The 26241-nt window shown below is 57.7% G+C and carries 21 protein-coding genes; 6 read left to right on the top strand and 15 right to left on the bottom strand.

The genetic code is table 11. The annotated features are described in order from the left end of the window. The first annotated feature begins 1 nt into the window (after position 1). A complete protein-coding gene (locus tag GCWU000341_RS00590; RefSeq protein ID WP_009213657.1) occupies positions 2 to 325 on the top strand; it encodes an MAG6450 family protein in 324 nt (107 codons plus the stop codon). Here GCWU000341_RS00590 and prmA read toward each other — a convergent pair. Next, positions 313 to 1431 carry a 50S ribosomal protein L11 methyltransferase gene (gene prmA / locus GCWU000341_RS00585; RefSeq protein ID WP_081443129.1) on the bottom strand — a complete coding sequence of 373 codons (1119 nt, stop codon included), beginning with the start codon at positions 1429 to 1431 and terminating at the stop codon, positions 313 to 315. The two genes, GCWU000341_RS00590 and prmA, sit on opposite strands and share 13 nt — an antisense overlap. 705 nt (positions 1432 to 2136) lie before the next feature. Here prmA and GCWU000341_RS00580 point away from each other — a divergent pair. Continuing rightward, positions 2137 to 2943, top strand: coding sequence for a 16S rRNA (uracil(1498)-N(3))-methyltransferase (locus GCWU000341_RS00580; RefSeq protein WP_009213654.1), 807 nt, complete (start codon positions 2137 to 2139; stop codon positions 2941 to 2943). 172 nt (positions 2944 to 3115) lie between these two features. Here GCWU000341_RS00580 and GCWU000341_RS00575 read toward each other — a convergent pair whose 3' ends face one another. From GCWU000341_RS00575 to GCWU000341_RS00515, 12 genes are all read right to left on the bottom strand, one after another. Next, on the bottom strand, positions 3116 to 4273 hold the full coding sequence (locus GCWU000341_RS00575; protein WP_040653113.1) for a cysteine desulfurase family protein: 1158 nt from the start codon (positions 4271 to 4273) through the stop codon (positions 3116 to 3118). Positions 4274 to 4387: 114 nt separating this feature from the next. After that, complete coding sequence (dnaJ, locus tag GCWU000341_RS00570; protein WP_009213652.1) at positions 4388 to 5506, bottom strand: molecular chaperone DnaJ; 1119 nt, start codon at positions 5504 to 5506, stop codon at positions 4388 to 4390. A 156-nt stretch (positions 5507 to 5662) separates the two neighbouring features. Then, positions 5663 to 7543, bottom strand: a complete 1881-nt coding sequence (gene dnaK / locus GCWU000341_RS00565; protein WP_036599120.1) for a molecular chaperone DnaK — start codon at positions 7541 to 7543, stop codon at positions 5663 to 5665. A gap of 151 nt (positions 7544 to 7694) precedes the next feature. Beyond that, a complete protein-coding gene (locus GCWU000341_RS13355) occupies positions 7695 to 7856 on the bottom strand; it encodes a hypothetical protein (RefSeq protein ID WP_155812537.1) in 162 nt (53 codons plus the stop codon). A gap of 251 nt (positions 7857 to 8107) precedes the next feature. Further along, complete coding sequence (gene grpE, locus GCWU000341_RS00555; protein ID WP_009213648.1) at positions 8108 to 8833, bottom strand: nucleotide exchange factor GrpE; 726 nt, start codon at positions 8831 to 8833, stop codon at positions 8108 to 8110. A 53-nt stretch (positions 8834 to 8886) separates the two neighbouring features. Beyond that, positions 8887 to 9921, bottom strand: a complete 1035-nt coding sequence (hrcA, locus tag GCWU000341_RS00550; RefSeq protein WP_009213647.1) for a heat-inducible transcriptional repressor HrcA — start codon at positions 9919 to 9921, stop codon at positions 8887 to 8889. Between the two features lie 529 nt (positions 9922 to 10450). Continuing rightward, positions 10451 to 10981, bottom strand: coding sequence for a 3D domain-containing protein (locus tag GCWU000341_RS00540; RefSeq protein WP_009213645.1), 531 nt, complete (start codon positions 10979 to 10981; stop codon positions 10451 to 10453). Between the two features lie 159 nt (positions 10982 to 11140). Next, complete coding sequence (hemW, locus tag GCWU000341_RS00535) at positions 11141 to 12367, bottom strand: radical SAM family heme chaperone HemW (RefSeq protein ID WP_009213644.1); 1227 nt, start codon at positions 12365 to 12367, stop codon at positions 11141 to 11143. A 352-nt stretch (positions 12368 to 12719) separates the two neighbouring features. Continuing rightward, complete coding sequence (holA, locus tag GCWU000341_RS00530) at positions 12720 to 13727, bottom strand: DNA polymerase III subunit delta (protein ID WP_009213643.1); 1008 nt, start codon at positions 13725 to 13727, stop codon at positions 12720 to 12722. A gap of 95 nt (positions 13728 to 13822) precedes the next feature. After that, positions 13823 to 14851: a branched-chain amino acid aminotransferase gene (locus GCWU000341_RS00525; RefSeq protein ID WP_009213642.1), complete on the bottom strand. Its 1029-nt coding sequence runs from the start codon at positions 14849 to 14851 to the stop codon at positions 13823 to 13825. Between the two features lie 207 nt (positions 14852 to 15058). After that, complete coding sequence (gene lepA, locus GCWU000341_RS00520) at positions 15059 to 16870, bottom strand: translation elongation factor 4 (RefSeq protein WP_009213641.1); 1812 nt, start codon at positions 16868 to 16870, stop codon at positions 15059 to 15061. A 10-nt stretch (positions 16871 to 16880) separates the two neighbouring features. Next, on the bottom strand, positions 16881 to 17159 hold the full coding sequence (locus GCWU000341_RS00515; protein ID WP_009213640.1) for a hypothetical protein: 279 nt from the start codon (positions 17157 to 17159) through the stop codon (positions 16881 to 16883). Positions 17160 to 17470: 311 nt separating this feature from the next. On the opposite strand from GCWU000341_RS00515, the gene rpsT reads away from it, so the two are divergent. Further along, positions 17471 to 17734, top strand: coding sequence for a 30S ribosomal protein S20 (gene rpsT, locus GCWU000341_RS00510; RefSeq protein ID WP_036599125.1), 264 nt, complete (start codon positions 17471 to 17473; stop codon positions 17732 to 17734). Between the two features lie 367 nt (positions 17735 to 18101). Here the strand turns inward: rpsT and GCWU000341_RS00500 are convergent, their stop codons facing one another. Further along, positions 18102 to 19190 carry a PTS transporter subunit IIC gene (locus GCWU000341_RS00500; protein ID WP_009213637.1) on the bottom strand — a complete coding sequence of 363 codons (1089 nt, stop codon included), beginning with the start codon at positions 19188 to 19190 and terminating at the stop codon, positions 18102 to 18104. 596 nt (positions 19191 to 19786) lie between these two features. Between GCWU000341_RS00500 and GCWU000341_RS00495 the strand changes: the two genes are divergently transcribed. Continuing rightward, positions 19787 to 22429 carry a DNA internalization-related competence protein ComEC/Rec2 gene (locus GCWU000341_RS00495; protein WP_207635061.1) on the top strand — a complete coding sequence of 881 codons (2643 nt, stop codon included), beginning with the start codon at positions 19787 to 19789 and terminating at the stop codon, positions 22427 to 22429. A 622-nt stretch (positions 22430 to 23051) separates the two neighbouring features. On the opposite strand, the gene GCWU000341_RS00490 is transcribed toward GCWU000341_RS00495, so the two are convergent. Then, positions 23052 to 23927 (bottom strand): DegV family protein, encoded by an 876-nt coding sequence (locus GCWU000341_RS00490; RefSeq protein WP_009213629.1) that lies wholly within the window; start codon positions 23925 to 23927, stop codon positions 23052 to 23054. A gap of 691 nt (positions 23928 to 24618) precedes the next feature. On the opposite strand from GCWU000341_RS00490, the gene GCWU000341_RS00480 reads away from it, so the two are divergent. Both GCWU000341_RS00480 and GCWU000341_RS00475 read left to right on the top strand, forming a co-directional pair. Further along, positions 24619 to 25434 (top strand): exodeoxyribonuclease III, encoded by an 816-nt coding sequence (locus GCWU000341_RS00480; protein ID WP_050761890.1) that lies wholly within the window; start codon positions 24619 to 24621, stop codon positions 25432 to 25434. Next, positions 25431 to 26240 (top strand): PHP domain-containing protein, encoded by an 810-nt coding sequence (locus GCWU000341_RS00475; protein WP_009213624.1) that lies wholly within the window; start codon positions 25431 to 25433, stop codon positions 26238 to 26240. The genes GCWU000341_RS00480 and GCWU000341_RS00475 overlap by 4 nt, the downstream gene beginning before the upstream one ends. Position 26241: the final 1 nt, after the last annotated feature.

Here is a 26241-nt window from a genome sequence, read left to right as displayed (position 1 = left end):
GATGGCAAAATTAACGCAAAAACAAAATAGAGAGGTGCCCTTCGAGTTGTGCTTTAAGTACCCCTTGGAGAATGGTTACTCCTTTAAAAATCTGAAGCCTGAAAACATAAAACAGTTTCAGGCCTTTTTAGATAAAGTATCACATATGACCGTTACTCAAGTGGATAAGGCCTTTTCCAGAAAACCAGACAGCAACGATACCTACAGGGGCATGCAAATCTACCATTATGGAGTAACGGATACTTTCCGGATCCATGTCGTAATCGAAGCCGGCTATTATAAGATCATCCGATTAGATCCCAGACATCAGGTTCACCGTGGTTGATGTTGATGAGTCTGCAAAGGGCGAAAGTCTTCCGCTGCCCTTTTCCCGACCGCGATGCCGCTCCACTCGCCCTGATGGGTGATCGAAAGGATTTCCCAGAGCGCTTCCCTCTCCCGGAAGGCGGAGAGAACCTCTTCTTCCCGCTCCCTCAGGATGCCGGAGCAGAGAAAGACGCCGCCCGGCTTCAGGAAATCTCCGGCGACCCCGCTGAGGAGGATAATGACCGGCGCCAGGATATTGGCAAGGACGATGTCAAAGCGGGAAAATCCGAGCTCCTTCCGAAGCTCCTGCCCCTCCGGGCCGATGACATTTCCGATGCGAAGGCGGAAGCGGTCCCGGGGGAGACGGTTTGCGAGGAGGTTTTCTCTCACGGCCTCTGCCGCCGCCTCATCCAGGTCCGTGGCGTCGACCGTTGCCGCGCCGAGCTTCAGCGCGGCGATCCCGAGGATGCCGGAGCCGGTCCCGATATCCAGAACCCGCATGCCGGGCCTTACATATTTCTTCAGACCGCGGAGACAAAGCTGCGTGCTCTCATGTTTTCCGGTCCCAAAGGCGGTCCCCGGGTCGATCTCGATCACAGTTTTCCCTTCCGCTTCCGGCGGAAGCTCCTCCCAGCTTGGCTTAATGAGGATGTCCTCCACGCTGAAGGGATGAAAGAAGCTCTTCCAGCTGTCGATCCAGTCCCTGTCCTCGGTCTCGGAGCTTTCGATTCTGCCCTCTCCTATATCGCAGCAGGCCCTCATTCTCTCGATCCGATCGCGAAGCTCCCGGAGTAAGGAAGAAATCTCCTCCTCCGTATAGAGATTGTCCGAGTTTGGGAGGTAGCTTGCGTCCACGCCGGGATCCTCCCGCCTCTTTTTCAGCTCTGAAAGACGTCTTTCCTTCTCATCATGCGGCAGAATCTCCACATAAAAGCAAAGCTCCGCCCTCCCATCGTCCGGCCCGAGCTCCGGGAGGATGTCGATGAACATCTCCTTTTTCTCGGACTCGGAGAGCGGCACGCGGTCTCTGATCTCCGCCCCCAGGATGCCAAGCTCCGCGAGCTCCGAAAGCAGAATTTCCTCCGCCGATACCGTCGTATGGATCGTATACTTCCTCCAGACCATCTCTTCTCCGCCCCTTCCCGCGTATCCGCCTTTCACAGCGCTTATGCTTCACTCCCTGCATTCTCCCACAGGGCGTTCCCCCCTGTCAAGGCTGCCGGAGGGCATGCCCCCCCTTTCCATACTCTTCCCTCCTTTGGCGGCCGGGTCCAAGCTCCGACCTCGTCAAAGGAGGGAAAAAAGATAGAAAGGCGAATACGCTCTCATACCCGGAGAGGGATGGGGCGTAGTGCAGATTCGAAGCGCCAGATCCGGAGAGTCGGGGAAATAGAGAGTTTTCTTCCGGCAATGGATTTTTCCCGGGGGATGCTCTATCATAGGCAATGTGGCTGCCGCCTTTTTCGCCTGGCACAAAATTTATTTTTGCGTTACATTGGCGCCTTTTCTGCCAACCGGTCGCTCCAACGCAGGACGCTCTCGCTCCGACTGCCGCGGCCAGCGGCGTGAGCGTAGAAGTCTGCCATCAGGCAGACTCGGAGCGTTCTTGACCACTTCTCGGAGAGAAGTGTCTCCCGCAAGGGAGATCGGCTGATGCCTCCCGGGCGAAGCCGAGTCACCGGGGCGACAGACGGCCTGCTTATAAATTGACCGGCAGGCGGGGCAGCAGGCAGCTTATGCATAGAAAAAAAGGTTAGGGAGACAGGCGACCTGTATAAGGTCAAACAGGGCTGCGGGCGAGCTGTGTGATAGGACGGCGGGGAGGGAATTTTGCATCATTTTTTTGCGGAAGCAGCGGATATTTCGGAGAGGGAGGTGCGGCTCCGGGGAGAGAATCTAAGGCATCTGAAGAATGTGCTGAGGGCGCGTCCCGGAGAGCGGGTTCTCATCTCCGACGGGGAGGGGACGGATTACGAGTGCGAAGTGGCGGAGCTCGGGGAGGAGGAAATCCTTCTCAGGATCTGCTTTCGGGAGGAGATCCATGAGCTCCCGGCGGACATCTGGCTCTTTCAGGGGCTCCCAAAATCCGACAAGATGGAGTTCATCCTCCAAAAGGCGGTGGAGCTCGGCGTGCGGGGGATCGTCCCTCTTGAAAGCCGGAACACGGTCGTCCGGCTGAACCCGGGGAAGGCCGCCGCAAAGAGGCAGCGCTGGCAGGCGATCGCAGAGGCCGCCGCGAAGCAGTCCAAGCGCTCGATCATTCCGGAGGTCATGCTCCCGATGCGCTGGAAGGACGCGCTCTCGCTGCTTCCGGACTTCTCCCTCCGCCTGATCCCCTACGAAAATGCGAGGGGGGCGGAGCGGACGAGAGAGCTCCTCCTGGGTCTCCGAAAGCCATGGAAAGAGGCCGCCCGTCCAGCAGAAGCAGGAGCGGGGGCAGAGAACGAAAAAAAGACGCCGGATAGGCGTCGGAAAATCGCGGTTTTCATCGGGCCGGAGGGCGGCTTCTCCGAGGAGGAGATCGCAGAGGCGAGGGCGGCCGGGATGGAATGCCTGAGCCTCGGAAAGCGCATCCTCCGAACGGAGACCGCGGCGCTGTGCGCGCTGAGCCTCCTCATGCTCTTCCTCGAGGACTGAAGGCAAACGGGCGATTGGCTTTCCCGGAAGCCGCCGATCCAAGGATCGGACGGCGTGCATACTGAAAAACGAGAGCCCCTGCGGAAAGCAAGCGCGAAGCCATATGCACGGCCGCGAAGGCTCACAGAGCGATCGCAGCGCGGCAGCCTTCTGTATGCCGGAAGCGGTCGGATCAGCGCCTTGAGAAGCGGCGGAGGATCGGAAGAAGCTCCGAGAGGGCCGCGAGCGCCGCGTCGACATCCTCCGGCTCATTGTAGAAGCCAAAGGAGAAGCGGAGCGTCGAATCGAGAAGCTTCTCCGGGACGGAAATCGCGCGGAGCGTGCCGGAGATCCCGGGGTGATTCGAGGAGCAGGCGGAGCCGGAGCTCACAGAGATCCCTCTCTCCTCCAGAGCATGGAGGAGCACCTCCGCCCTCACCCCCTCAAAGGAGGCAGAGACGATCTGCGGCGCGGAGCCCTCCCCCTTCTCCGAGTACACTCTGACTCCGGGGAGCGCGAGGAGACCGTCAATCAGCCGGTCCTTCATCTCCCGGAGACGCTGCACCCGGGCAGGAAGGTCCCGGCAGCAAAGCTCCGAGGCGAGGCCGAGGCCCGCGATGCCGGGGACATTGTGCGTGCCGGAGCGCATCCCCTCCTGCTGTCCTCCTCCGAGGATCAGAGGGTGGATGCGGACATGCTCGTCGATATAGAGAAATCCCGTCCCCTTCGGCCCGTGAAGCTTATGCCCGCTCGCGGAGAGGAGGTCGATCCTCTCTTTTTTCGGGCGAATCTCATACTTTCCGTAGGCCTGAATCGCATCCGTGTGAAAAAGCGTCTCCGGATTTTCTTCTTTTATAATGCGCCCGATCTCTCCGATCGGCTCCAGAGCGCCGATCTCGTTGTTCACATACATGATGCTCACGAGGACAGTATCTCGGCGGAGCGCATTTCGAAGCTCCTCCAGGGAGATATGCCCCTTTTTGTCCACGGGAAGCAGGCTGATCTCAAAGCCCTCTTCCTCGAGGAAAGAAAGCGTCTGATAGACCGCCGCATGCTCCACATTGGAGCTGATGATATGCTTTCCCTGTCTCCTCTTTGCGAGCGCCGCGCCGATCAGCGCCGCATTATCCGATTCCGTCCCTCCGGAAGTAAAGATGATCTCCCGCGGCTTCACTCTGAGGGTATGCGCGACCTGCTCTCTTGCCCTTCGAAAAAGACGCTCCGCCTCCAGGCCCTTCCTGTGCTTCGAGGACGGATTGCCGTAGTCGGAGAGCATCGCCTGCTCCACGAGCTTCGCCGCCTCGGGGAAGACTCTGGTCGTCGCCGAATTGTCCAGATAAATCTCTCTCATCCCTTCCGTCTGCTCCACTCCCCTTTCTTCATAACGGATATTCGCATCCCCGGCCCGGACGCTGCCCGCTCGGCGGAGTCTGTGCCCGGAAATAAGGAACTTATATCGCTGGTGCTATGCCGTCTCCCCGACCGCCTCCGCATAAGCCTTCAGCGCCTCCTGCTGCTTTTTATTCAGCTTCGTCGGGACCGATACCACCAGTGTGACATACTGATCCCCCCGGACTCCGGGGCTCTGAAGATGCGGGACGCCCTTTCCGCGCAGACGGACTCTGGTATCGGTCTGCGTCCCCGCCTTTATGGAGAGCTCCACCGGGCCGTCCACGGTCTTTACGATGGTCTTCCCGCCGAGCGCCGCCTTCGCGAAGCTGATGGCCTCCGTGGAGTAGATATTGGTGCCCTGCCGCTTGAAGAAGGGATGCTGCCCCACCGCGATGTTCACAAGGAGATCCCCTCTCGGTCCGCCATTTAACCCGGGGTCGCCGCTTCCGCTGAGCCGGAGGGTCTGTCCGTCGTCGATCCCCGCCGGGATCTTGACGGAGAGCTCCTTCTCCTTCGTAATATAGCCCTCGCCGCGGCAGTCCGGACACTTTTCTTTAATGATTTTCCCGCTTCCATGGCACTCCGGGCAGGTGACAACCTGCTGCACAGAGCCGAAAAAGCTCTGCTGCGTCATCACAAGCTGGCCCTTTCCCTTGCAGCGCGGACAGGTCTCCGGCTGCGTGCCGGGCTTCGCGCCACTGCCGTGGCAGTTCGGGCAGCTGTCCTTACTGCGGATCTTCAGCTTTTTCTCGCAGCCCTTGATCGCTTCCTCGAAGCTGATGCGAAGCCCCGCCCGGAGCGAATCCCCCCGCATGGGCCGGCTACCCCTCTGCTGCTGTCTCCCGCTAAAGCCGCTGAACCCCCCGAAGCCTGCTCCAAAGAAATCGGAGAAGATATCGGAGAAGTCCATGTTCGAGAAGTCATAGCCGCCAAAGCCCGTGCTCGCGCCCGCCGCGGAGTTCGGGTCAAAGGCCGCGTGCCCATAGGTATCGTAGGCCTTCCTCTTTTCCGGGTCGGAGAGAACCGCGTAGGCCTCAGAGCATTCCCGGAATTTCTCCGCAGCGCCCTGGTCCCCCGGGTTCGCGTCCGGATGGTATTTCTTTGCGAGCTTTCGGTAGGCCCTCTTGATGGCAGCGTCATCCGCCGTCTTCTCTACTCCGAGCACCTCGTAGTAATCCCGTTTCTCTGCCATTTATCGTCTCCTGTCTTTCCTAAAGCACAAAATGCCTATGACCCGGAGCAGTTGCTCCAGGTCACTCTCGGGGGCTCCGGGGATTTTTGCGAAAAAGAGCGCAGCCATCCTTTCCAAAGCCCCCTCCTCGTTTCCGTCCCGCCCGGGATCCGGGGATCAGACCTCCTTGAAGTCCCCGTCCACGACGCCGTCATCCTTCGCATCGGACCCCGCTTCGCCCATATTTTCCGAGGAAGCGCTCTCCTGCGCGTTTGCACCCTGTCCGCCGGCCTGCTGCGCGTTCTCATAGACCTTCGTAAAGAGGGCCTGAGAGGACTTCATGAGCGTCTCCTGCGCGGCCTTGATGCGCTCCGCGCCGTCCTTCGTGATGCCCTCGAGCGGATTTGCCGCGAGCACATCCTCCAGTGCCTTAAGATCCGCCTCCACCTGGGACTTGTCGGACTCGGAGATCTTGTCCCCTACGTCCTCAAGTGCCTTCTTCGTCTGGAAGACGATGGAGTCCGCACCGTTTCTGACCTCGATGGCCTCCTTCTTCTCCTTGTCCGCCGCCTCGTACTGCGCAGCCTCCTTCACGGCCTTATCGATATCATCCTTCGACATGTTCGAGCCGGAGGTGATGGTGATGTGCTGCTCCTTTCCGGTTCCCTTGTCCTTTGCAGAGACATTGACGATGCCGTTTGCGTCGATATCGAAGGTCACTTCGATCTGCGGCGTGCCTCTCTGCGCCGGGAGGATGCCGTCCAGGCGGAACTGTCCGAGAGTTTTATTGTCCCTCGCAAACTCCCTCTCTCCCTGTACGACATGGATATCCACGGCGGTCTGGTTGTCGGCCGCGGTCGAGAAGATCTGGGAGGCCCTGGTCGGGATGGTAGTATTCCTCTTGATGAGCGGAGTCGCCACGCCGCCGAGCGTCTCGATGGAAAGCGTCAGCGGGGTCACATCCAGGAGAAGGACATCGCCCGCTCCCTCATCTCCCGCGAGCTTTCCGCCCTGCACCGCCGCGCCGAGAGCCACGCACTCGTCCGGGTTCAGGGTCTTGGAGGGCTCCTTTCCGGTGATCCTCTTCACCTTCTCCTGCACCACAGGCATACGGGTGGATCCGCCGACCAAAAGGACCTTGGAGAGCTCAGCGGACGTGAGTCCGGCGTCCTTCAGGGCGTTCTGCACGGGGACCGCCGTCCTCTCCGTGAGATCCGCAGTGAGCTCCTCGAACTTCGCCCGGCTTAAGTTCATGTCGAGGTGCTTCGGCCCTCCATCCGTCGCAGTAATGAAGGGCAGATTGATCTCCGTCGTCGTCGCGGAGGAGAGCTCCTTCTTCGCCTTCTCCGCCGCCTCCTTCAGTCTCTGGAGCGCCATCTTGTCCTTCGAGAGATCCACGCCCTCCGCCTTACGGAACTCGTCGATCATCCACTGCGTGATCCGCTCGTCGTAGTCGTCTCCGCCGAGCCTCGTGTCTCCGTTCGTAGAGAGAACCTCGATGACGCCGTCTCCGATCTCGATGAGGGAGACATCGAAGGTGCCTCCTCCGAGGTCATAGACCATGATCTTCTGCTCGGACTCATCATCCAGTCCGTAGGCGAGCGCCGCCGCTGTCGGCTCGTTGATGATCCGCTTCACATCCAGTCCCGCGATCTTCCCCGCGTCCTTCGTCGCCTGTCTCTGCGCGTCGTTGAAATAGGCCGGGACGGTGATGACGGCCTCCGTGACCTTCTCTCCGAGATAGGCCTCCGCGTCCGCCTTCAGCTTCTGAAGGATCATCGCGGAGATTTCCTGCGGCGTATAATCCTTTCCGTCAATCGATACTTTATAATCTGTCCCCATGTGCCGCTTGATGGAGGAGACCGTCCTCTCCGCATTGGTCACGGCCTGACGCTTCGCGGGCTCTCCCACGAGACGCTCCCCATTCTTCGTAAACGCCACCACGGACGGGGTCGTTCTCATACCCTCCGAGTTGGGGATGACCGTGGGCTTTCCGCCCTCCATGACTGCCACACAGCTGTTTGTCGTTCCAAGATCAATTCCGATGATTTTTCCCATAGCTTCCTCTTCCTTTCCCAAGCCTTTTCCCGGATCCTTCCGGGTTCCGCTTCGAATCCGTTTTCTTTTGCTGCTCTTCCTTCGTTCTGCTTCTCTTCGTTTTCTTAATGCTTTTAGTTCTGCTACTTCTTCCTGCTGGCTCTGCCTCTTCTTACTGCTCTTGTTTCTTTCTTGCTGCCTTCCTCTGCTTTTTCTTTCCCTTCTGTCTCTTCTTTTTTCTTCTGTCCTTTTCGGTTTCTCTAAGCTCTTTGGTTTTTACGGCTTTTCCTTGCCGAGCGCCTGTAGTGCCTGTATCAATTCCTTTCTGCTTCACCGCCTTATCTGCCGGGCAGTCGCTCCATAAGCAGGCCGTCTGCCGCCCCGGCGACTCGGCTTCGCCCGGGTGGCTTCAGCCGACCTCCCTTGCGGGAGGCACTTCTCTTCGAGAAGTGGTCAAGTACGCTCCGAGTCTGCCTGATGGCAGACTTCTGCGCTCGCGCCGCTGGCCGCGGCAGTCGGAGCGAGAGCGTCCTGTGTTGGAGCGGCTGCCCGACAGATAGAGATGCAATCAACAGAAAGTTATTCTCATTTCTTTACCTTCACCATGGAGTGCCTTATCACCGAGCCCCGGAAGGTATAGCCCTTTTGGAGGTCTGCGGTGATCGTGCCTTCCTCCGCATCTCCCTCCTCGTCCGCCATGACGGCATTGTGAAGCGCGGGATCGAACTTCTTTCCCTCCGCTTCGATCTCCTTCACGTCGAGATCCGAGAAGAGCTTTCGGAGCTGGCGGTAGATCCCGTCTACTCCCTTTTCAAAGGGTTCTTCCTTCTCCTCTTCAGAGAGCGCGTCCAATGCTCTCTCAAAATTGTCCGCGATGGGAAGAAGCTTCTCTATGACATCCCCTGCGCCGAGCTCGAACATCCGGGACTTCTCCCGCTCCGTCCGCTTTCTGTAATTATCAAACTCCGCGTAGAGCCTGGTGTATTTATCCTTCCAATCGGACAGCTCCTTCTCATAGCGCTTTTTCAAAAGCTCATTTTCCGCTCCGTCCGACGGCTCGTTCTCCGCTCGCTCTGAATCGGGAGCGCGCTCTCCTTCTTCCTCACCCGACTCTCTCTCCGCCTCCTCTTCCGGCTTTTCCTCTGCCTTCTCTCTCTGCTCCGCCCCCGGCTCCTCCGGCGCGCTTTCGCCTTGCTCCGAGGCGTTCTCGTTCTTTTTCTCCTCTTTTCTCTCTTCTTTTACACTCTCTTCGATTACATTCTCTTCTGTCTCGCTCCCGCCCTCTCCGGGCGTCTTCCAATCCTCCGACATAAGTCCTCCTTCTCGCTTCTTTCGCGCTCCGGTCCTTTCCCTTCCTTATCCCGCTATCCGTTTCCGGGAAAGGCCTGATCCATCTCGTTCATAAGCCTCGTGAGGATCTCCAGAACCTTTTCGTAGTCCATCCGCTTCGGTCCGATCACGCCGATCGTGCCCCGCATGCCGTTCCCAAGCTCATAATTTGCGGTGACGACGGAGCAGTCTCCTATGTCCCGAAGCGGAGATTCTTTTCCGATATAGACCTGTATCTGTCCCTTGGACTCTGAGTCCGGCTCCTCCATAAGCTCCAGGAGCTCGTCCTTTTTCTCGAGCGCGGCGATCAGCCGCTCTGCATTTTCCGAATCCGTGAGCTCCGGATACTTGAAGATATTCGTCGCCCCGGAGGTGTAAATCTGCCTCTCCTCCCCGTCCGTGTCCAGGATGGAGATAAGGCTTTTCAAAATGGCCTGGAGTGTGCCGCGGAGGCCGGATCTCGCACAGACCTTCGCGCATCTCCCCTCCGTCAGATCATCGCCGCCAAGGCCGGAGAGTTCATCATTCAGGAGAAGATTCAGAGAGAGCACGGTGTTGAAATCGAGCTCCTCCCTCTCGTCCCTCCGGACCATCGCGGTTCGCACGATATTTCCCTCAAACATGACGACGAGGAGCAGCCTCCGCGAGTCCACGAGGGAGAGCTGGAGGAAGCGGATCCGTCTCCTCTGTATGCTCGGCCCCGAGATCATCGCCGCGTAGTGGGTATTCTCCGCGATGCTTCGGACCAGGGATTTCAGGACTGTCTCCAGGCGGTCCACCCGCTGGAACATGCTGCTCTTCACCTCATCCAGCTCCCGCACCTGTTTCTGCATGAGCTGATCCACGTAGAAGCGATAGCCCTTGTCGGAGGGAATTCGGCCGGCAGAGGTATGCGGCTGCAGGATATAGCCCATCTCCTCCAGGTCACTCATCTCATTTCGGATCGTCGCGGAGCTCAGATTCAGCCCGGAGTATTTGCTGATGGTTCTGGAGCCCACCGGCTCTCCGGTCTCGAGGTAGTTTTTGATGATCGCAGTGAGAATAATAAGCTTTCGATCGTCCAATGTCATCCTCTCCCTCCTTTCCCGGGAAGTACTCTGAGCACTCGCTTTGCTTCTTCTTTGTTAGCACTCTATTGATCGGAGTGCTAACATCTATGCAGTATGATACTATCCGCGTTTCCGGATGTCAAGCATAAATCCAAGTTTTCTCAGAAAAAAAAAGCGGGACAGGCCCGCTCTTCTTTCCTTCTCTCCTCGATTCCGCTGTATCAGTCCCCTATTCCTCTTCTGCCGGGCGGCCGCTCCGTAAGCAGTCCGCCTGCCGCCCCGAAGACTCGGCTTCGCCCGGGTGGCTTCAGCCGACCTCCCTCCGGGAGGCAGTTCTCTTTGAGAAGTGGTCAAGAACGCTCCGAATCTGCCTGATGACAGACTTCTGCGCTCGAGACTCGGCTTCGCCCGGCTGGCTTCAGCCGACCTCCCTCCGGGAGGCACTTCTCTTCGAGAAGTGGTCAAGAACGCTCCGAGTCTGCCTGATGGCAGACTTCTGCGCTCATACGCCGCTCGGCATGACAGCAGCGATCTTTTTCCCTTCTCCGCTCTATTTCTTCGGAACGGCGAGGAAGACCTCCGCATATCGGTTTCCGTTCCAGGTCACGCCGAGCGCTTCCTCTCTGCTGTCGAAATAGATGTCGATCATCTGTCCCTTCACGCCGCTCCCGATATCCTCCACCGTATAGACGGTGTTTCCGATGAAAATCTTGGTCCCGAGAGGGAGGACACTTGTGTCCGCCGCGATGGTGTGATTGCTCTTTGTGGGTTTTCCGGAGTAGGTGCTTCCATCGCCGTAATAGCCGGTGATCATGAAGACACCCTTCTTCTCCCCTCTCGTATACAGCTTCGATTCCTCCGTCAGCACATTGCCGATGGGGGTTTCCGCTATCTTTCCGATATCAGGCAATGCCGGAGCGGCCGCAGCCTCCGGGACATTCGCTCCCTTATCCTCTCCTTCAAAGACCTCTGAGGCGGCCGCCGGCGCCACTCTCGCGATTTCCTCCTCCGCCAAGGCCGGAAACGCCGCAAAGAGAAACAGCAAAGCCGCTGTCAAAACGGATATCTGATATTTTTTCATATCCTCTCCTTCCTCTTCTCGTCGGTCGGAACAGACGATGTCCGTCTAAGGGTAGCCGAAAGTGCGGCGATCCGTCAAGCGACTTTTTTCTGACGAAAATACGGGAAAGCGGAAAAGTGCAGTGCTTCCGGCCTTCCAATCCTATCCATGGCTTCCGGCTCAGATATTCTCTTCCAAAAGGAGCTGGCTTAAGAGCATGTTGCTGATCATCATGCCTCTCTCCGTGAAATAGAGGCGGGCATTCTCCTTAACGAGAAGGCCCTGGCGGAGGAAGCGCTTCAGGCTGGGCCCGAAGATGCTGAAGAGATCGACCGAGAAGCGGGAGACGAAGTCGATCTCCGATACACCGGCGGTACGCCGAAGTCCGAGGAAGAGAAATTCATTGATCTCGTCCCGCCTGGAAAGCTTCTTGTATTCCTCCCGGAGCTTCGGGCACCCCGCCTCCGCATCCTTCCGGAGGTCCAGGGTGAGGTAGTCCGAAAGATCCCGGAGATTATGCCAGCGGCTCCCCTCAAAGCAGGAGGAGGCCCCCAGGCCAAAGCCGAGATACGGGATATTGGACCAGTAGCCGTAGTTATGGCGACAGAAATATCCCGGCCTCGCGTAGTTGCTGATCTCATAGCGCGAGTAACCGTGCTTTTCCGTGAGCTCCTTCGCAATTTCGTCGATCTCCTCCTCCATATCCTCGTCCGGAAGCTCGAGCTCTCCCTTTCGGTCCAGCTCATAAAAGGGCGTGCCCTCCTCCACGATCAGGTCATAGAGTGAGAGGTGCTCGGGCTTCAGCATAATGACATTTTTCAGGCTCTTTCTCCAGGAGGCAGGAGTCTGCCCCGGGATATTCTTCATAAGATCAATGCTGATGTTCTGAAATCCCTCCAGACGGGCCCCCTGGTAGCATTTCAGGAAGTCCTCAAAGATGTGAATCCGGCCGAGGCGATGAAGCTCCTCATTGTTCGCGGACTGAAGGCCGATGGAGAGGCGGTTGATGCCGGAGCGGAGGTAGGAGGCGAATTTATAGCGGAGCGTCGAGGCGGGATTCACCTCGATCGTGATCTCCGCGTCGTCCCGGAGATGATAATGCTCCCGGATCGTCTGGAGAAGCGCTTCGATAAAATGCGGATCCAGCACGGAGGGCGTTCCCCCGCCGATAAAGACACTGGATATCTCATAGTCTGATGCCGCTTTGGAAAAAAGCGAGAGCTCCTGGCAGAGCTTCCCGATATAAGGCGCGTGCTCCCTCGCATTTACGGAAAAGGAGAGAAAGTCGCAGTAGCTGCACTTCCTCGCACAAAACGGGATGTGGAGATAGAGCTCCAGGAGCTTCGCTTCCTTCTGCCCCTCCTGTATGGGGGAAAGTCCGCACATCCTTCGATAAATCCTGTCCATCCTTCTGTCCTCTTCCGTTCCTTTCTATCCTGCTTGTAACTTTCCGTCCCGCTGTAAGCATCTGTGAGCGATCCCCGCTGCGCAGCCGGACTCCGGTACAGCAGCACCACGCCACACTGCTGCTTTGTCCGTCTGTGCACAGGCCGTCTGCCGCCCTGCCGCTTTACTGGTCCATAAGCAAGCCGTCTGCCGCCCCGGCGACTCGGCTTCGCCCGGGAGGCACTTCTCTCCGAGAAGTGGTCAAGAACGCTCCGAGTCTGCCTGATGACAGACTTCTGCGCTCACGCCGCTGGCCGCGGCAGCCGGAGCGAGAGCGTCCTGCGTTGGCCCGACATGGCGGCAGAAAAGGCGGCTATGAGAGGAGAAGAAGCTCCACTGCCATTCGATCGGAGAGCTTCCCGCTTTTGATCGCGGCGTCGTAGCGGAGGCAGCGCGCGAGGCGCTCCTTTAAGTCCTGTGTCGTGCTGTGCCTCGCCTGCGCCATGAGCTTCCCCGCGATATAGGGCTTTAGCCCGAGTATTCCCGCGCTCTCCCTCTCATTTCTCCCCTTTTCCACGCACTCCCTCGCGAGGAGAAGCTGGTTAAAGCTCCGGCGGAAAAGCGCGAGGATTTTCATCGGCGCCTCCTCTCTTGCGAGGAGCTCCCGGTAGCAGCAAAGAGCCCCTGCGCGGTTCCCCCGTCCGAGCTCTGAGAGCATCTCAAAGACCCGGTCCTCCGCATTCTGAGAGAGAATCGCATCGAGATCCTCCTCCTCGACCAGCTCTCTCTCCCCCAGATAGGCAGAAAGCTTCTGGAGCTCTGTCAGGATGTGCTCCATGCTCTTTCCCGTCCGCTCCAGAAGAAGCGCCATCGCAGCGGGGCGTATTCTCTTTCCCTCCTTTTTCAGGATGCGCGCCACCCAGGCGGAGAGGGCCCTCTCATCCTGCTCCGCCATCTCACAGCAAAGCCCTCCCTGATCCAGCAGCTTATAGAGGCGGTTCCTCTTGTCCACCTCCTTCTCGATCAGCATGAGGTGGCTGCTCTTTGGCATCTTGGGGAGATAGGCGCAGAGTCTTTCGGGGGCGGAGTGCCTGCAAAAGCCGCTGTCCTCCAGAATCACCAGGCGCCCCTCCGCGAGGAAGGGGAGCGTCTCCAGCACGGACAGAAGCTCGTCGAGCTCGACATTTCCCTCGAAATAGCTGTAATTCATGCTGTCTTTTCCGCCGAATGCCTCCCGAAAGCTCCTTTTATAGGAAGTCTTTAAGTAGCTCTCCTCCCCATAGAGGAGATAAACGGGGCGGTAGCTCTGTGCCTTCAGATCCTGATTGAGCAAAAGGTACTGCTGTCTGTCTTTCTTTTTTCCGCTTCCTCTCTCCGCCAAGGGTTTCCCTCCAAAAACCGCCCCGCCGCTATGGCAGGGCGGTCCATCCGCTCCGGGCTCCCCCGGCTTTTTCGCCGCGGATGCCTCCGATCCGCCTATTCGATCACCCTCCGGATCCAGCCCTCCGGGGCCTCGAGCCTTCCGTGCTGGATGTCGCTCAGAGTCCGGTAGAGCTCCCCGATCACTTCGCCGGCCCGCTCCATGCCGCTCGGGAGATTGATCTCTCTTCCGTGGTCGACGATCCTTCCGACCGGAGAGATGACCGCCGCCGTTCCGCAGAGCCCGCATTCCATGAAATCCGGAAGCTCTGAGAATCGGACCGCTCTCTCCTCCACCTTCAGATGGAGGTAGTGCTCCGCCACATAGACCAGGGACCTCCTGGTAATGGAGGGCAGGATCGAGGAGGATTTCGGTACGATGAGCTTTCTCTCCCGGTCCACAAAAAGGACATTCGCGCCGCCGGTCTCCTCGACATAGCTCCGGCTCGCGGCGTCCAGATAGAGATTCTCCGAGAAGCCATTCTGGTGCGCGATCACAGAGGCATGCAGACTCATGGCGTAGTTCAGCCCCGCCTTGATCGCCCCGGTTCCGTGGGGCGCCGCCCGGTCAAAGTCAGAGACCTGGATGGAGATCGGCGTCGCGCCTCCCTTATAATAGGGGCCGACCGGCGTGGTAAAGGTCCGGAACTGATACTCCTCCGCGGGCTTTACGCCGATCACGATGCCGCTCGCAAACTCATAGGGGCGGATGTAGAGACTCGCGCCCGATCCATAGGGCGGAATCCAGTCCGCATTGGCCCGGACGACGGCGTCGACGGCGGAGAGGAAGCGCTCCTTCGGGAAGGGCGGCATCTCCATCCACTCCGCGGAGTGGTACATCCTCTCCGCGTTCAGATCCGGGCGGAAGCAGACCACGGAGCCATCCTCCCAGGTATAGGCCTTCAGGCCCTCAAAAACCTGCTGGCAGTACTGCAAAATCCCGGCGGATTCGTTCAGGACGACGTCGGCATCGGGGGTGAGTCCTCCCTCATCCCACGCGCCGTCCCGATAGTTGGAACGATAACGCATATCTGTCTTCCGGTAGGCAAAGCCGATATTTTCCCAATCCAGATCCTTTCTGGCCATAAGCGCTCCCCTTTCTCATCCCAAAATAAAGATCGCCCGATGCCTCCGCTCTGTCCCTTTCGCCGCTTTTCCGCCGTTTGACAGGGCGTTCCCGCTCCGCAGCATGGGCCTATACAGTATAAGTCCGGGCGCCCTGATTTTCAAGCCGGGAGCGAAGGCTCCGCTCTCTTCAGAGAGCTTCCTCTCCGGAAAAAACGCGCCCTCTCCTCACTCGTCCAGCTTTAATACGCTCATAAAGGCGCTCTGCGGAATCTCGACATTTCCAAACTGCCGCATCCGCTTTTTTCCCTCCTTTTGCTTTTCCAGAAGCTTTTTCTTCCGGGAGACATCCCCGCCGTAGCACTTTGCGAGGACATCCTTTCGGAGGGCCTTGATGGTCTCCCTGGCCTGGACATGTCCGCCGATCGCCGCCTGGATCGGAATCTCAAAGAGCTGTCGGGGAATCTCATTCTTCAGCTTCTCGCACATCTTCTTCCCCCGCTCATAGGCGGAGTCCGCGTGGACGATGAAGGAGAGCGCGTCGATCTGCTGCTTATTCACCAGAATGTCCAGCTTCACCATCTTTCCGGTCCGGTAAGAGGAGAGCTCGTAGTCAAAGCTCGCATAGCCGCGGCTTCTGGATTTCAGAGCGTCGAAGAAGTCATAGATGATCTCGTTTAAGGGAAGCTCGTATCGGAGCACCGCTCTCGTCGACTCGATGTATTCCGTCTCCTGATAAATCCCCCGGCGCTCCTGGCAGAGCTTCATGATCGGCCCGATGAACTCGGATGTCACCATGATCTCCGCCTTTACGATCGGCTCCTCGATATGGTCGATCTCCGAGGGATCCGGGAGATTCGAAGGATTGGTGAGCTCGATCCTACTCCCGTCCGTCTTATAAACATGGTAGACCACGGAGGGAGCCGTGGTCACGAGGTCGAGGCCGTACTCCCTCTCCAGCCTCTCCTGTATGACATCGAGATGAAGAAGCCCCAGGAAGCCGCAGCGGAAGCCAAAGCCGAGCGCCGCCGAGGTCTCCGGCTCATAGCGGAGCGCGGCGTCGTTAAGCTGAAGCTTCTCCAGGGCATCCCGAAGGTCCGGGTACTTCGTCGTATCCGCGGGATAGATGCCGCAGAAAACCATGCTCTGGACCTTCTTATAGCCGGGGAGAGGCTTCTCCGCCGGTCTCTGTGCCGATGTCACGGTGTCCCCGACCCGCGCATCCCGGATATTTTTGATGGAGGCCGTGAGATATCCCACCATGCCGGCCGAGAGCTCCTCGCAGGGGATGAAGCGGCCGGGCCCGAAGTAGCCGACCTCCGTCACGGAAAACTCCGCCCCGCTCGCCATCAGGCGGATCGGGGTCCCCTTCCGGACACTTCCCTCTTTGATCCTGCAAAAGATGATGACACCCCGGTAGGAGTCGTAGAGGGAGTCAAAGATCAGCGCCTGCAGGGGATTTTCCGCATCCCCTCCCGGAGCCGGGAGCTTCTTCACGATGGCCTCCAGCACCTCCTCCGCATTTTCTCCGGTTTTTGCGGAGATGCGGGGAGCGTCCATCGCCTCGATCCCGATCACATCCTCAATCTCCCTCGCCGCTCTCTCGGGGTCCGCGGAGGGAAGGTCGATCTTATTGATGACCGGCAGGATCTCGAGATCATGATCCAGCGCGAGATAAGTGTTCGCGAGGGTCTGCGCCTGGATCCCCTGGCTCGCATCCACGACCAGGATCGCGCCGTCGCAGGCTGCGAGAGCCCGGGATACCTCGTAATTAAAGTCCACATGACCCGGCGTATCGATGAGGTTAAAGATATATTCCTTCCCGTCCCTCGCCCGATAGATGACTCGCGCGGTCTGAGATTTAATCGTGATTCCTCTCTCCCGCTCGATATCCATATTGTCGAGAACCTGGGCCTGCATTTCCCGCTCCGTGAGAGTGCCTGTCATCTCCAGGATGCGGTCCGCGAGGGTGGATTTCCCGTGGTCAATGTGGGCAATGATGCAAAAATTCCGGATCCTCTGCTGCTCGATACTCGCCATCTTCTCTCCTCTATGCTCCGACTCCGACGATCTCCGCCGCTCTTTCTGCCCCGGGCGAAGCCGAATCGCTGATGCCGCTGTCTGCACCGCCTGTATCGCCGACCGCCTCTTCTGTCCCAAGGGCGAAGCCGAACCCCACAGGCGGCGCGAAATGAAGCTGTATGTCAAGCTCTTCTCTCAAAGCCTCGGCCGCCGAATCCCACGAACGATGCACGAAATGGACCGCTGCCGCGGCGCCGACATCTCCGCCCTCTCCCTTTACTATAACCTTGACTATAATAATAAGCATACGGCCTGTCCCCTATAGTAGCATGGAAAAACGGCATTCACAATAAGCCGCGGGGCCTCTTCGGAGGGATTGACAGCGGAGGGCCTTTTTTATATGATATCTGGGATATCATAAGTCTTTGCCACAGCACCGTTTCGGGATGGCATTCTCTTGTGATGTTTTTCTGTTTTCAAACTGTCCGTGTCCAGATATTTGAAAACCTCTCCCGGTAAAGCGCATCTTCTTTGCCTTTTACCGATGCTGTGAACCCCGGCGCTCCCATCCTCCGCGTCGGCCGGATCACCGAAATTCCGATTGAAAGGTGGCTGAAAATGGCAAATATCAAGTCTGCAAAGAAAAGGATTCTCGTTGCCGCGAAAAGGAGCGAGAGAAACAAGTCCATCCGCTCCGAGGTGAAGACCTACATCAAGAAGGTCTATGCCGCGGTGGAGGCCGGCGATAAGGAGACCGCCGAGCTCATGCTGAAGACCGCGCAGAAGAAGATCTGCATGGCGCGGAGCAAGGGCGTTCTGAAGGCGAACAACGCCTCCCGGAAGGTCTCGCACATCGCGAAGGCCGTCTCCTCCATGAACTGAGAAAGCAAGCACTGTCAGCAAGGGAAAAAGTCCCGCAGTCCGCATCCATTGTGAGCTGCGGGACTTTTCGTATTCTCACGGGGCTCCTCTCCCCTTGACAAAGCCTCTCTTTTTTTTAAAAGCTTCTCTCATCTTCGTAAAACTCCCCCTTCTTTGCAAAGCCTTTCCCTTTTCTTCACAGGGCCTTCCCTCTTCTTCAATAAAGCTCCCCCTCTTCCTTGCAGAGCTTCCTTCTTCACAGGGTCTCCCCTTCTTTGCAAAGGCCTTTCCCTCCTCTTCACGGGGCCTCCCCCTCTCCGAAAAGGGGCCTGTCTGACTGGCCCCCTCTCAGAAAAGCGACGCGGCAAAGGCAGAATCAAATCCCGCCTCAAAGCTTCATATCTCCCCTTTTCACCCAGCCAAAGCGGATACAGAGTGTATTGATAAGAGGGGTGAGAAACGCGGGGAGGATCAGGCAGATAAAAAGAAGGCCCGCCCAGTCAAAGGCGCTGATCCCTGTCTTTCCCCCATTGGAAATATCCTGGATCCAGCCGGTATAGACGCCGATCGGCCCTACCAGTCCGCAGGTCCCCATCCCGGAGGATACGGCGGCTCCGTTCATTCTGAGCTTGAAGATGCAGGTCGCGATGGGTCCCGTAATTACAGAGACCAGGCAGGGGGCGATCCAGATCCTTGGATTTTTTACGATATTTCCCATCTGAAGCATGGAGGTCCCAAGGCCCTGCGAGATCAGCCCTCCCCAGCCGTTTTCCGGAAGGGACATAAAAGCGAAGCCCACCATCTGCGCGCAGCAGCCGGCCAGGGCTGCGCCCCCCGCAAGTCCCGTCAGCCCAAGGGCCGCGCAGATGGCCGCCGAGGAGATGGGGAGCGTCAGCGCCATTCCCACCGAGAGGGAAACCAGCATTCCCATGAAGAAGGGCTGCAGCTCGGTGCCCCAGATGATAATGTCCCCGAGCTTCATGGCGGCCTTCCCCAGGGCAGGTGCCAGCCACGCGGAGAGCAGCATGCCTGAGAGGATAGTGAGACATGGGGTGACGAGAATGTCGACCTTCGTCTCCTTGGATACGGCCTTCCCGATTTCAGCGGAGAGGATCGCGACGAAAAGCACTGCCAGAGGCCCTCCGGCACCCCCCAGAGCATTGGAGGCAAAGCCGACGGTGATCAGGGAAAAAAGCACGAGAGGCGGACAGTGCAGGGCGTAACCGATGGCCACCGCCATTGCGGGACCGCTCATTGCAGCCGCGAGTCCTCCCACGGTATATTCCGTCCCGGCTATCGTGGCTATAGTTTTGCTCAAAGCCTTTACGCCAAACTGAAGTCCGATGGTATTGATGATCGTGCCGATCAGGAGGGAGCAAAACAAGCCCTGCGCCATCGCCCCCATGGCGTCAATCCCATAGCGCTTTGCGGATATTATGATATCCTTTCGTTTCAGAAACTTTTTTACGCTTTCCATAGAAGTTCTCCTATTCCTATCTTCTCTTCCCCTATTTCCTTCCCAAAGCTTCTCCTATGCTTTCCCCGCTGCGGGTCTCTCCTATTATGCCACAGCCGCTGTAAAATATTCCATAGTAAATCCTTATCTCTGTGATGCCGATTGTGCTGCCAAAAATGCCGCAGGCTTGGAAGGGAGGTCGGCTGACGCCTCCCGGGCGAAGCCGAGTCTCCGAGCGCGGATGCAGCGAAGAAAAAACGCAGAAGTCTGCCATCGGACAGATTCGGAGCGTCCTTGGGTCTTCTCTTCGAGAAGTGCCTTCCGAAGGAAGGTCGGCTGATGCCTCCCGGGCGAAGCCGAGTCTTGAGCGCGGATGCAGCGAAGAAAAAGCGCAGAAGTCTTCCATCGGGCAGATTCGGGGCGCATTTATTCGGCAGGCTCTTTTACGGCATGGAAAATTTTGCTATAATGGCAGTGATCAAAGCATTGTTTCACTCATGAAAGAATCCGGTGTTTTTTCCTTTCCTTCCTTCTTTATTTCTTCTTTTTCTTTTTTTCTTTTCGATCTCTCAGGCAAAAATTTCGTCCTTTCCCGACGCATCCTTCGGAGGTATTCCATGCTTTTTCGCCGTCCCCTTTTTCATGCCGCCGTTTTCTTTTTTCTGGGTGAGCTGAGTGTCGCCGCAGAGCTTTCCTCCCGGCTTCGGATTTTCTTCCTCTTCTTCGCTCTCCTGCTCCTTTTTTCTCTCCTCCTTCTCTCTTCTCCCGCGCCGCATGGATCTGAAAGCATGCGGATGCTCCGTCTTTTCCCCTGTTCTGACCGCCCCTTTCCTTCCCCAAAGAGGAAAATATCCTGTCCCGGGCGCGCACAGGTCCTATGCCTCTCCCTCCTCCCCTTCCTTTTGGCTGTATTTTCTTACCAAAGGGAAGCCCGCAGACTTTCTCTCTGCCGCGAGCGCCTCTCCGCGCTCTCGGATTTTTCTCTCTCCCTATCGGGGGAGGTGGAGTCCGTCCGGATCCTCTCCGGGAAAAGCCGTCTGATCCTAAAGGATGCCGTGCTCTCCAGCGCCTATGGAAGCGCGGAAGCTCTCCCGGAGGACGCAGATCCGCGTCTTCGCGCCCGCTATTTCTGTCCGGCCGGGCGCCTTCTCGTCTACTGCGAAGGGGAGGAGCGTCTTTTCCCCGGGCAGAGTGTCAGAATTCGGGGAAAGCTTCTTCCGGAGCGAAGGGCCGGAAATGAGGGAGAATTCGATTTTTCCCTCTACGAAAAAACACAGGGACTGAGCGGCTCTTTCCGCGCGGAGGAGCTTTCTCTCCTCAGAGACAGCGCATCCCCCTGGCAGCGCTTTTTGCAAAGCGGGAAATATTTCCTCTCCGACTCCCTGAGCGCACTCTATCCAAAGGAGGAGCTTGGAATCTGCAAGGCCGTGCTTCTCGGAGAGAGCGGGGAGCTCGATACCGAGAGCCGGGCGCTTTTCCGGGAGAGCGGAGCCGCACATCTTCTCGCGATTTCCGGCCTCCATCTCTCCATTCTGGGCACCGCCTCCTATGAATTTTTCCGCTTCCTCGGACTCTCTCAGGCCTATTCCGGCCTCTTCGGCGGGATTCTGATCCTCTGCTACGGTATTCTTGCGGGAGCACATGCCTCTATCCTCCGCGCCCTCATCATGCTCCTCCTCCATTTTCTCGGAAGGGCCGCCGGAAGAAGCTATGATATGCTCTCTTCCCTCTCCCTGGCCTTCCTTCTTCTCCTTTGCTTTCAGCCCTTTCTCCTCTTTCACGCGGGCTTTCAGCTGAGCTTCGCCGCGCTGCTTCCGCTCTCTCTTCCGAAGGGCCGGAGAAGCAGGTGCCTTTCCCATAGCCGGGGACAGCTCCAAATGCTGCTCTCCCTCCTCCTCACGGCCCTCAGCGCCAGTCTGCGGCTCTCCCTCTTCCTGCTTCCCCTCATGCTCTGGCATTTCTTCCAGTTTCCGCTCTACGGCGCCGCTCTGAATCTCTTCCTCCTTCCGCTCCTTCCCTATCTTTTGGCCAGTATCCTTCTCTCCCTGCTCTTTTATTCTCTCGTTCTGCTGCTCCCTCTCCCTCCGCTCTCCTTTCTCGCCTCCGTCTTTTCGGGGAGCGGCTGCTTCATCCTTTTTCTCTGGCGGAAGCTCTGCCGTCTCTCCCTCTCCCTTCCCTTTTCGCTTATTACTCTGGGGCGCCCGAGGGCGGAGCGAATCCTTCTCGCCTACCTCCTGCTCTTTTTCCTCGGCTTCCTCCGCTCTTTGCCGGAGGAGTCCGGCGGAAAAAGCCGCAGAAAGAAGGCTCCCTTCCGCCTCGGGAGCGTCTTTTCTATCCGCTCTATCCGTTCTCTCAGCTCTCTCCTTCCCGCCTCCCTTCCGTCTCCGAGAGCGGCCCTTCGGAAGCTCCTCTCCCTTCTCTCCCTTCTTTTCTTTTTCCTTCTCCTCCTTCCGGGAAGGCCAAAGGGACTTCTCATCAGCGCGATCGATGTCGGGCAGGGGGACGGATTTCTTCTGGAATGCAAGGGGAAGGTCATGAGCGTCGACTGCGGCTCCAGCAGCAATGAACATTTCGGGGAGAGGGTACTGGAGCCCTTCCTCCTCTCAAAGGCCGTCCTCACGATCGACACCGCCCTCATTACCCACTGCGACAGGGATCATCTGAGCGGCATCGAATATCTTCTCTCGAAGAGCACGCAGATCCGGATCCGGGAGCTCGTTCTTCCGGCTCCCGCGGAGGAGGATCCCCGCTACGGCATCTTAAAGCGCCTTGCGGTCCGGCGCGGATGCCGGATCCGCTATCTGAAAAACGGGGATATGCTCGCTTTCCCATCCTCTCTCCGCTGCTGCTATCCGGAAAACAATGAGCCAATCGAAGAGGCCAACAGTCATTCCATCGGAATGCTGCTGGCCTATGGGAATTTTCGGATGCTTTTCACGGGAGATATGCCGAAGGAGGCGGAAAAGAAGCTTCTCAAGAACCTTCGGGCCGCCGGAGCCCTGTGCGACATCGATATTCTGAAGGCCGCGCACCACGGCTCCAAATACAGCTCCTCGGAGGAGCTTCTCGACTGTCTGCGCCCGGAATATGCGCTCCTCTCTTACGGAAGAGGGAACCGCTACGGTCATCCCCACAGAGAAACGCTCTCCCGCCTTGAGGAAAGGGATATCCTTCCCCTAAAGACCGGAGAGCTCGGAGAGATTCAGATCCAAAGCGACGGAAAGCGGTTCCATATCCTGGCTCCCTTCTCCGAAGGCTGAAGGAAGGCAAAGCGGTCCTCACGGTATCTCTCTCGATAAGATCCGAGAGCATTTCGGCCCCATCGAAGAGAGACAAAAGCGGTCCTTACGATATCTTCCCCCTGCGAAATACTTTATGGGATGGACCGATTCCCGAGGGAGGACGAAAGCGGCTCTTACCGTATCTGCCTCTGTGCAGCGGAAAATGCGGGCTCAGCCCACTTGACAGGCTTTCGGATATCCAGGGGATAAGGAAATCGAACACAGCTTCCGTTCTGCATTGCGGCGATTTCTACTCTTTCGAATATCCGAAAGGGCAAAGGAATCGAGGCGCCGACCAATCCATAAGCAGGGCGTCTTTTGTCCCGGCGCCTCCGAAAAGGCGAAGATTCATGACTCATGTGCCATGGCTTGTGCCTCAAAAGGCACTCTCGTTCGGGGCCCCACACAGCGGCACTAAATTCACAGATCATCACATTAGTGTTCATTAGGTACCGGCGTTCCGCACGCTTTTGCGGCATCACGTCCGTTGGCACGTATTTTTTTGATTAAATCAGTGTTTCCCTAAGCCCCCGCGCTTTTGGCCGCGGCAGTCGGAGCGAGAGCGTTCTGCATCGGACCGGGACCGGCAGAAAACACTGTCTCAAAGCTCTTCTATCAGTGCGGCGCCGAGTCCATTCTGACCAATGTGACAGGAAATCAGAAGAGAAAGCGGTTCCACGACAATTTTTGGATTAAGACGCTTTGGGAAGCTTTCCGAAAGCTCCGATGCGAACTGCTCCGCCTGCTCCGGGTTATCCGTGTAGGCGACCGCCAGGTAGCAGTGACTTCCGTCCGGGTCCCCATGCTTTTTTCTGAGATCCTCCCAGAGCCCGCTGATGATCGCCTCCTTTGCCATCTTCTGTGTGCGGACCTTCGTATAGGAATCCAGCTTCCCGCCTCTTACGATCGTTAAGACCGGCTTAATGTGGAGAAGCGTCCCGATCGCGGCCGCCATCGGCGTGATCCTCCCTCCCCTTTTCAGATATTTCAGACTGTCTACCGCGATGAAGATGCTGTTTCTCTCCGCGTTTTGGTTCAGGATATCCCGGATCTCCTCCGGAGTCTTCCCCTCCGCCGAAAGGCGCTTCGCAAAAATACAGTGCTGACGCTGTGTGACCGAGACCCCGCGGCTGTCCGAGACAAAGACCTTCCCCGCATATTTCTCTTCTTCGGAGAGCATGAGAGCGGTCTGCGCCGCCCCGGAGAGTCCGGAGGTGAGCGGGACATGGACGACGGCATCATTTTCCTGTAAAAGCGCGTCCCAGAGCTTCATGACATCCTCCGGAGAGGGCTGCGAGGTCGCGATCTCGCAATCCTTCTTCAGCATTTCAAAGAATTCCTCGCGGCTCAGATTGATGTCCTCGAAATACTCTTTCCCATCGATGCGAAAGGGCATCGGGACGACAGAAATCCCGAGCTCTTTGCTCTCCTTCTGCGAGATTCCGGAACCGGAATCCGTCGAAACCGCTATCCTCATACTTACTGGCCTCCAAAATCCTGCTGCCCTTCTCCTTGGGAAGGCTTCTCTCCCCCACATCCCCTGCTCGGAAACTCCACATCCCTTCGGCAGCCTTTTCCGCGCCGGAAGCTCCGCCGTCCATCGGCGGGGCTTTTCACGCTGCCGCCGGATCCGATATCACTCTCCGGCAGCAAGGTCAGGGCCGGTCCCGCATTTCTTTCCCGGCCGCTTCTCAAGGCCCCCCGGAGAAAAGGCGGTACTCCCCTCAAAGCTTCCAGAAAAAAATGCCCCGTCCCACCCGTTTCCGCGCCATTTTTCGCGTCCTTGGGAGCGGGCCTGCTTCTGCTCCTTCAATACTGCCGGTTTTTTTCGTACTGCTGGCTGAACTCTAACAAAAATGCAAAATTCTGTCAATCGCCCCGCTCTTTCCGCTGCATTGGGGGTTTGCTTTTAAGGGCGAAATCATGCTATGATCCTGTTCAAAGTTGAGGAAGCAGAGACATAGAGAGACAGCTATCGAGACAGGAGCGCGAAAGAAAGCGCGGCTCAAAATCCGGAGAGTGACATGCAAAAAGGCGCGGTTCAAAATGGGGCGGAAGGCGCCTCCCGCAGATAATGAGGCAGTCGGAATGAAACAGGGAATCCGGGATCAGGCATCCGACGGACAGGAGCGGGATCAGGAGCAGCCGTAAATGGAGGAATTTTCATGGTGAAGAAACTGATTTCCTGGAATGTCAATGGGCTTCGCGCCGTGCTCGGAAAGACCTTTCTGAGTGATTTTCACGCCCTAGACGCGGATGTCTTCTGCCTTCAGGAGACGAAGCTTCAGGAGGGGCAGGCGGAGCTCAGCCTCCCGGACTATCACCAATACTGGAACTATGCGGAGAAAAAGGGCTACTCCGGAACCGCTCTCTTTTCGAAGGAGGAGCCCCTGTCGGTGAGCTACGGCATCGGGATCCCGGAGCATGACCGGGAGGGGCGGGTAATCAGCGCGGAATTTCCGGACTGCTATATCCTCACGGTCTACGTGCCGAACTCTCAGAATGAGCTCCAGCGCCTTTCCTATCGGATGGAGTGGGAGGATGCCTTCCGGGAATACATCCTCTCCCTGGAGGAGAAGAAGCCGGTCATCTACTGCGGCGATCTCAATGTCGCGCACCAGGAGATCGATCTGAAAAATCCCGCGAGCAACCATCATAACGCCGGTTTCACGGATGATGAGAGAGCAAAGTTCTCCCGCCTTCTGGACTGCGGCTACCTGGATTCCTTCCGCTTCCTCCACCCGGAGGAGCGCGATGCCTACAGCTGGTGGAGCTACCGCACAAAGGCGCGGGAACGGAACGTGGGGTGGAGGATCGACTACTTTGTGGTCTCGGAGAAGCTTCGGGAGCGGATCAGGGGTGCCTCGATCCATCCGGAGATTATGGGCTCCGATCATTGCCCCGTTGAGCTGGATCTCGCAGTATGCCCTGAAGGCGCAGAGCGCGCGCTCCGCATCCGCGAAAAGGAAGGAGAAAAGCATTGATCGAAATAAAATGCGACGTTCACACCCATACTCTTTATTCCCGGCACGCCTTTTCCACCATCGAGGAGAACGTCCGGGCCGCCTCAGAACAGGGACTGGAGCTCCTGGCGACGACGGATCACTACTCTCCCATGCTCTATCCGGACTATAAGAATCTCAGAAATTATCAATATCTCTGCGTCTCTCATCTGATCCCCCGGGAATGGATGGGCGTAAGCGTCCTCCGGGGCTGCGAAGCGGATATCGTGGATCTGGACGGCCACCTCTTCGGCTACGACATTCCGATCCGGAACAATATCGACGACGATCCCTATCCGGACGGCGAAAAGAGCCTTCTCGAGCGGGTCATAAAGCCGATGGATTATGTGATCGCGTCGGTCCACCGGATGAGCTTCACAAAAGACGCGGGAAGCAGGCAGTGTACCGAGCTCTACCTTAAGGCTCTGGAGCAGCCGAAGGTTCTGATTCTCGGGCATATCGGCCGAACTGGTCTTCCCCTCGAGCTGGACCCCATTCTGCTCCGCGCAAAAGAGCTCCATAAGCTGATCGAGATCAATGAGCACTCCCTCTGCGATGAGGGGGAGATCCCGAAGCGCTGCCGTGAAATCGCCGTCCGCTGTGCGGAGCTTTCCGTCCCGATTTCAACCGGAACCGACGCCCATATCTCCTTTCGGATCGGAAAATTCGATAAGGTCCGCTCCATGCTCTCGGAGATCCGCTTCCCGGAGGAGCTCATCGCGACCCGCTCCCGGGAGAGCTTTCTGGAAAATCTCCGCGCCGCCGGACTCTCTGCGAAAGGATGCTGAA

The organism is Oribacterium sp. oral taxon 078 str. F0262 (genome assembly GCF_000160135.1).
In the GTDB taxonomy this organism is placed as follows: domain Bacteria; phylum Bacillota; class Clostridia; order Lachnospirales; family Lachnospiraceae; genus Oribacterium.
This window is presented reverse-complemented; position numbering and strand designations above follow the sequence as displayed.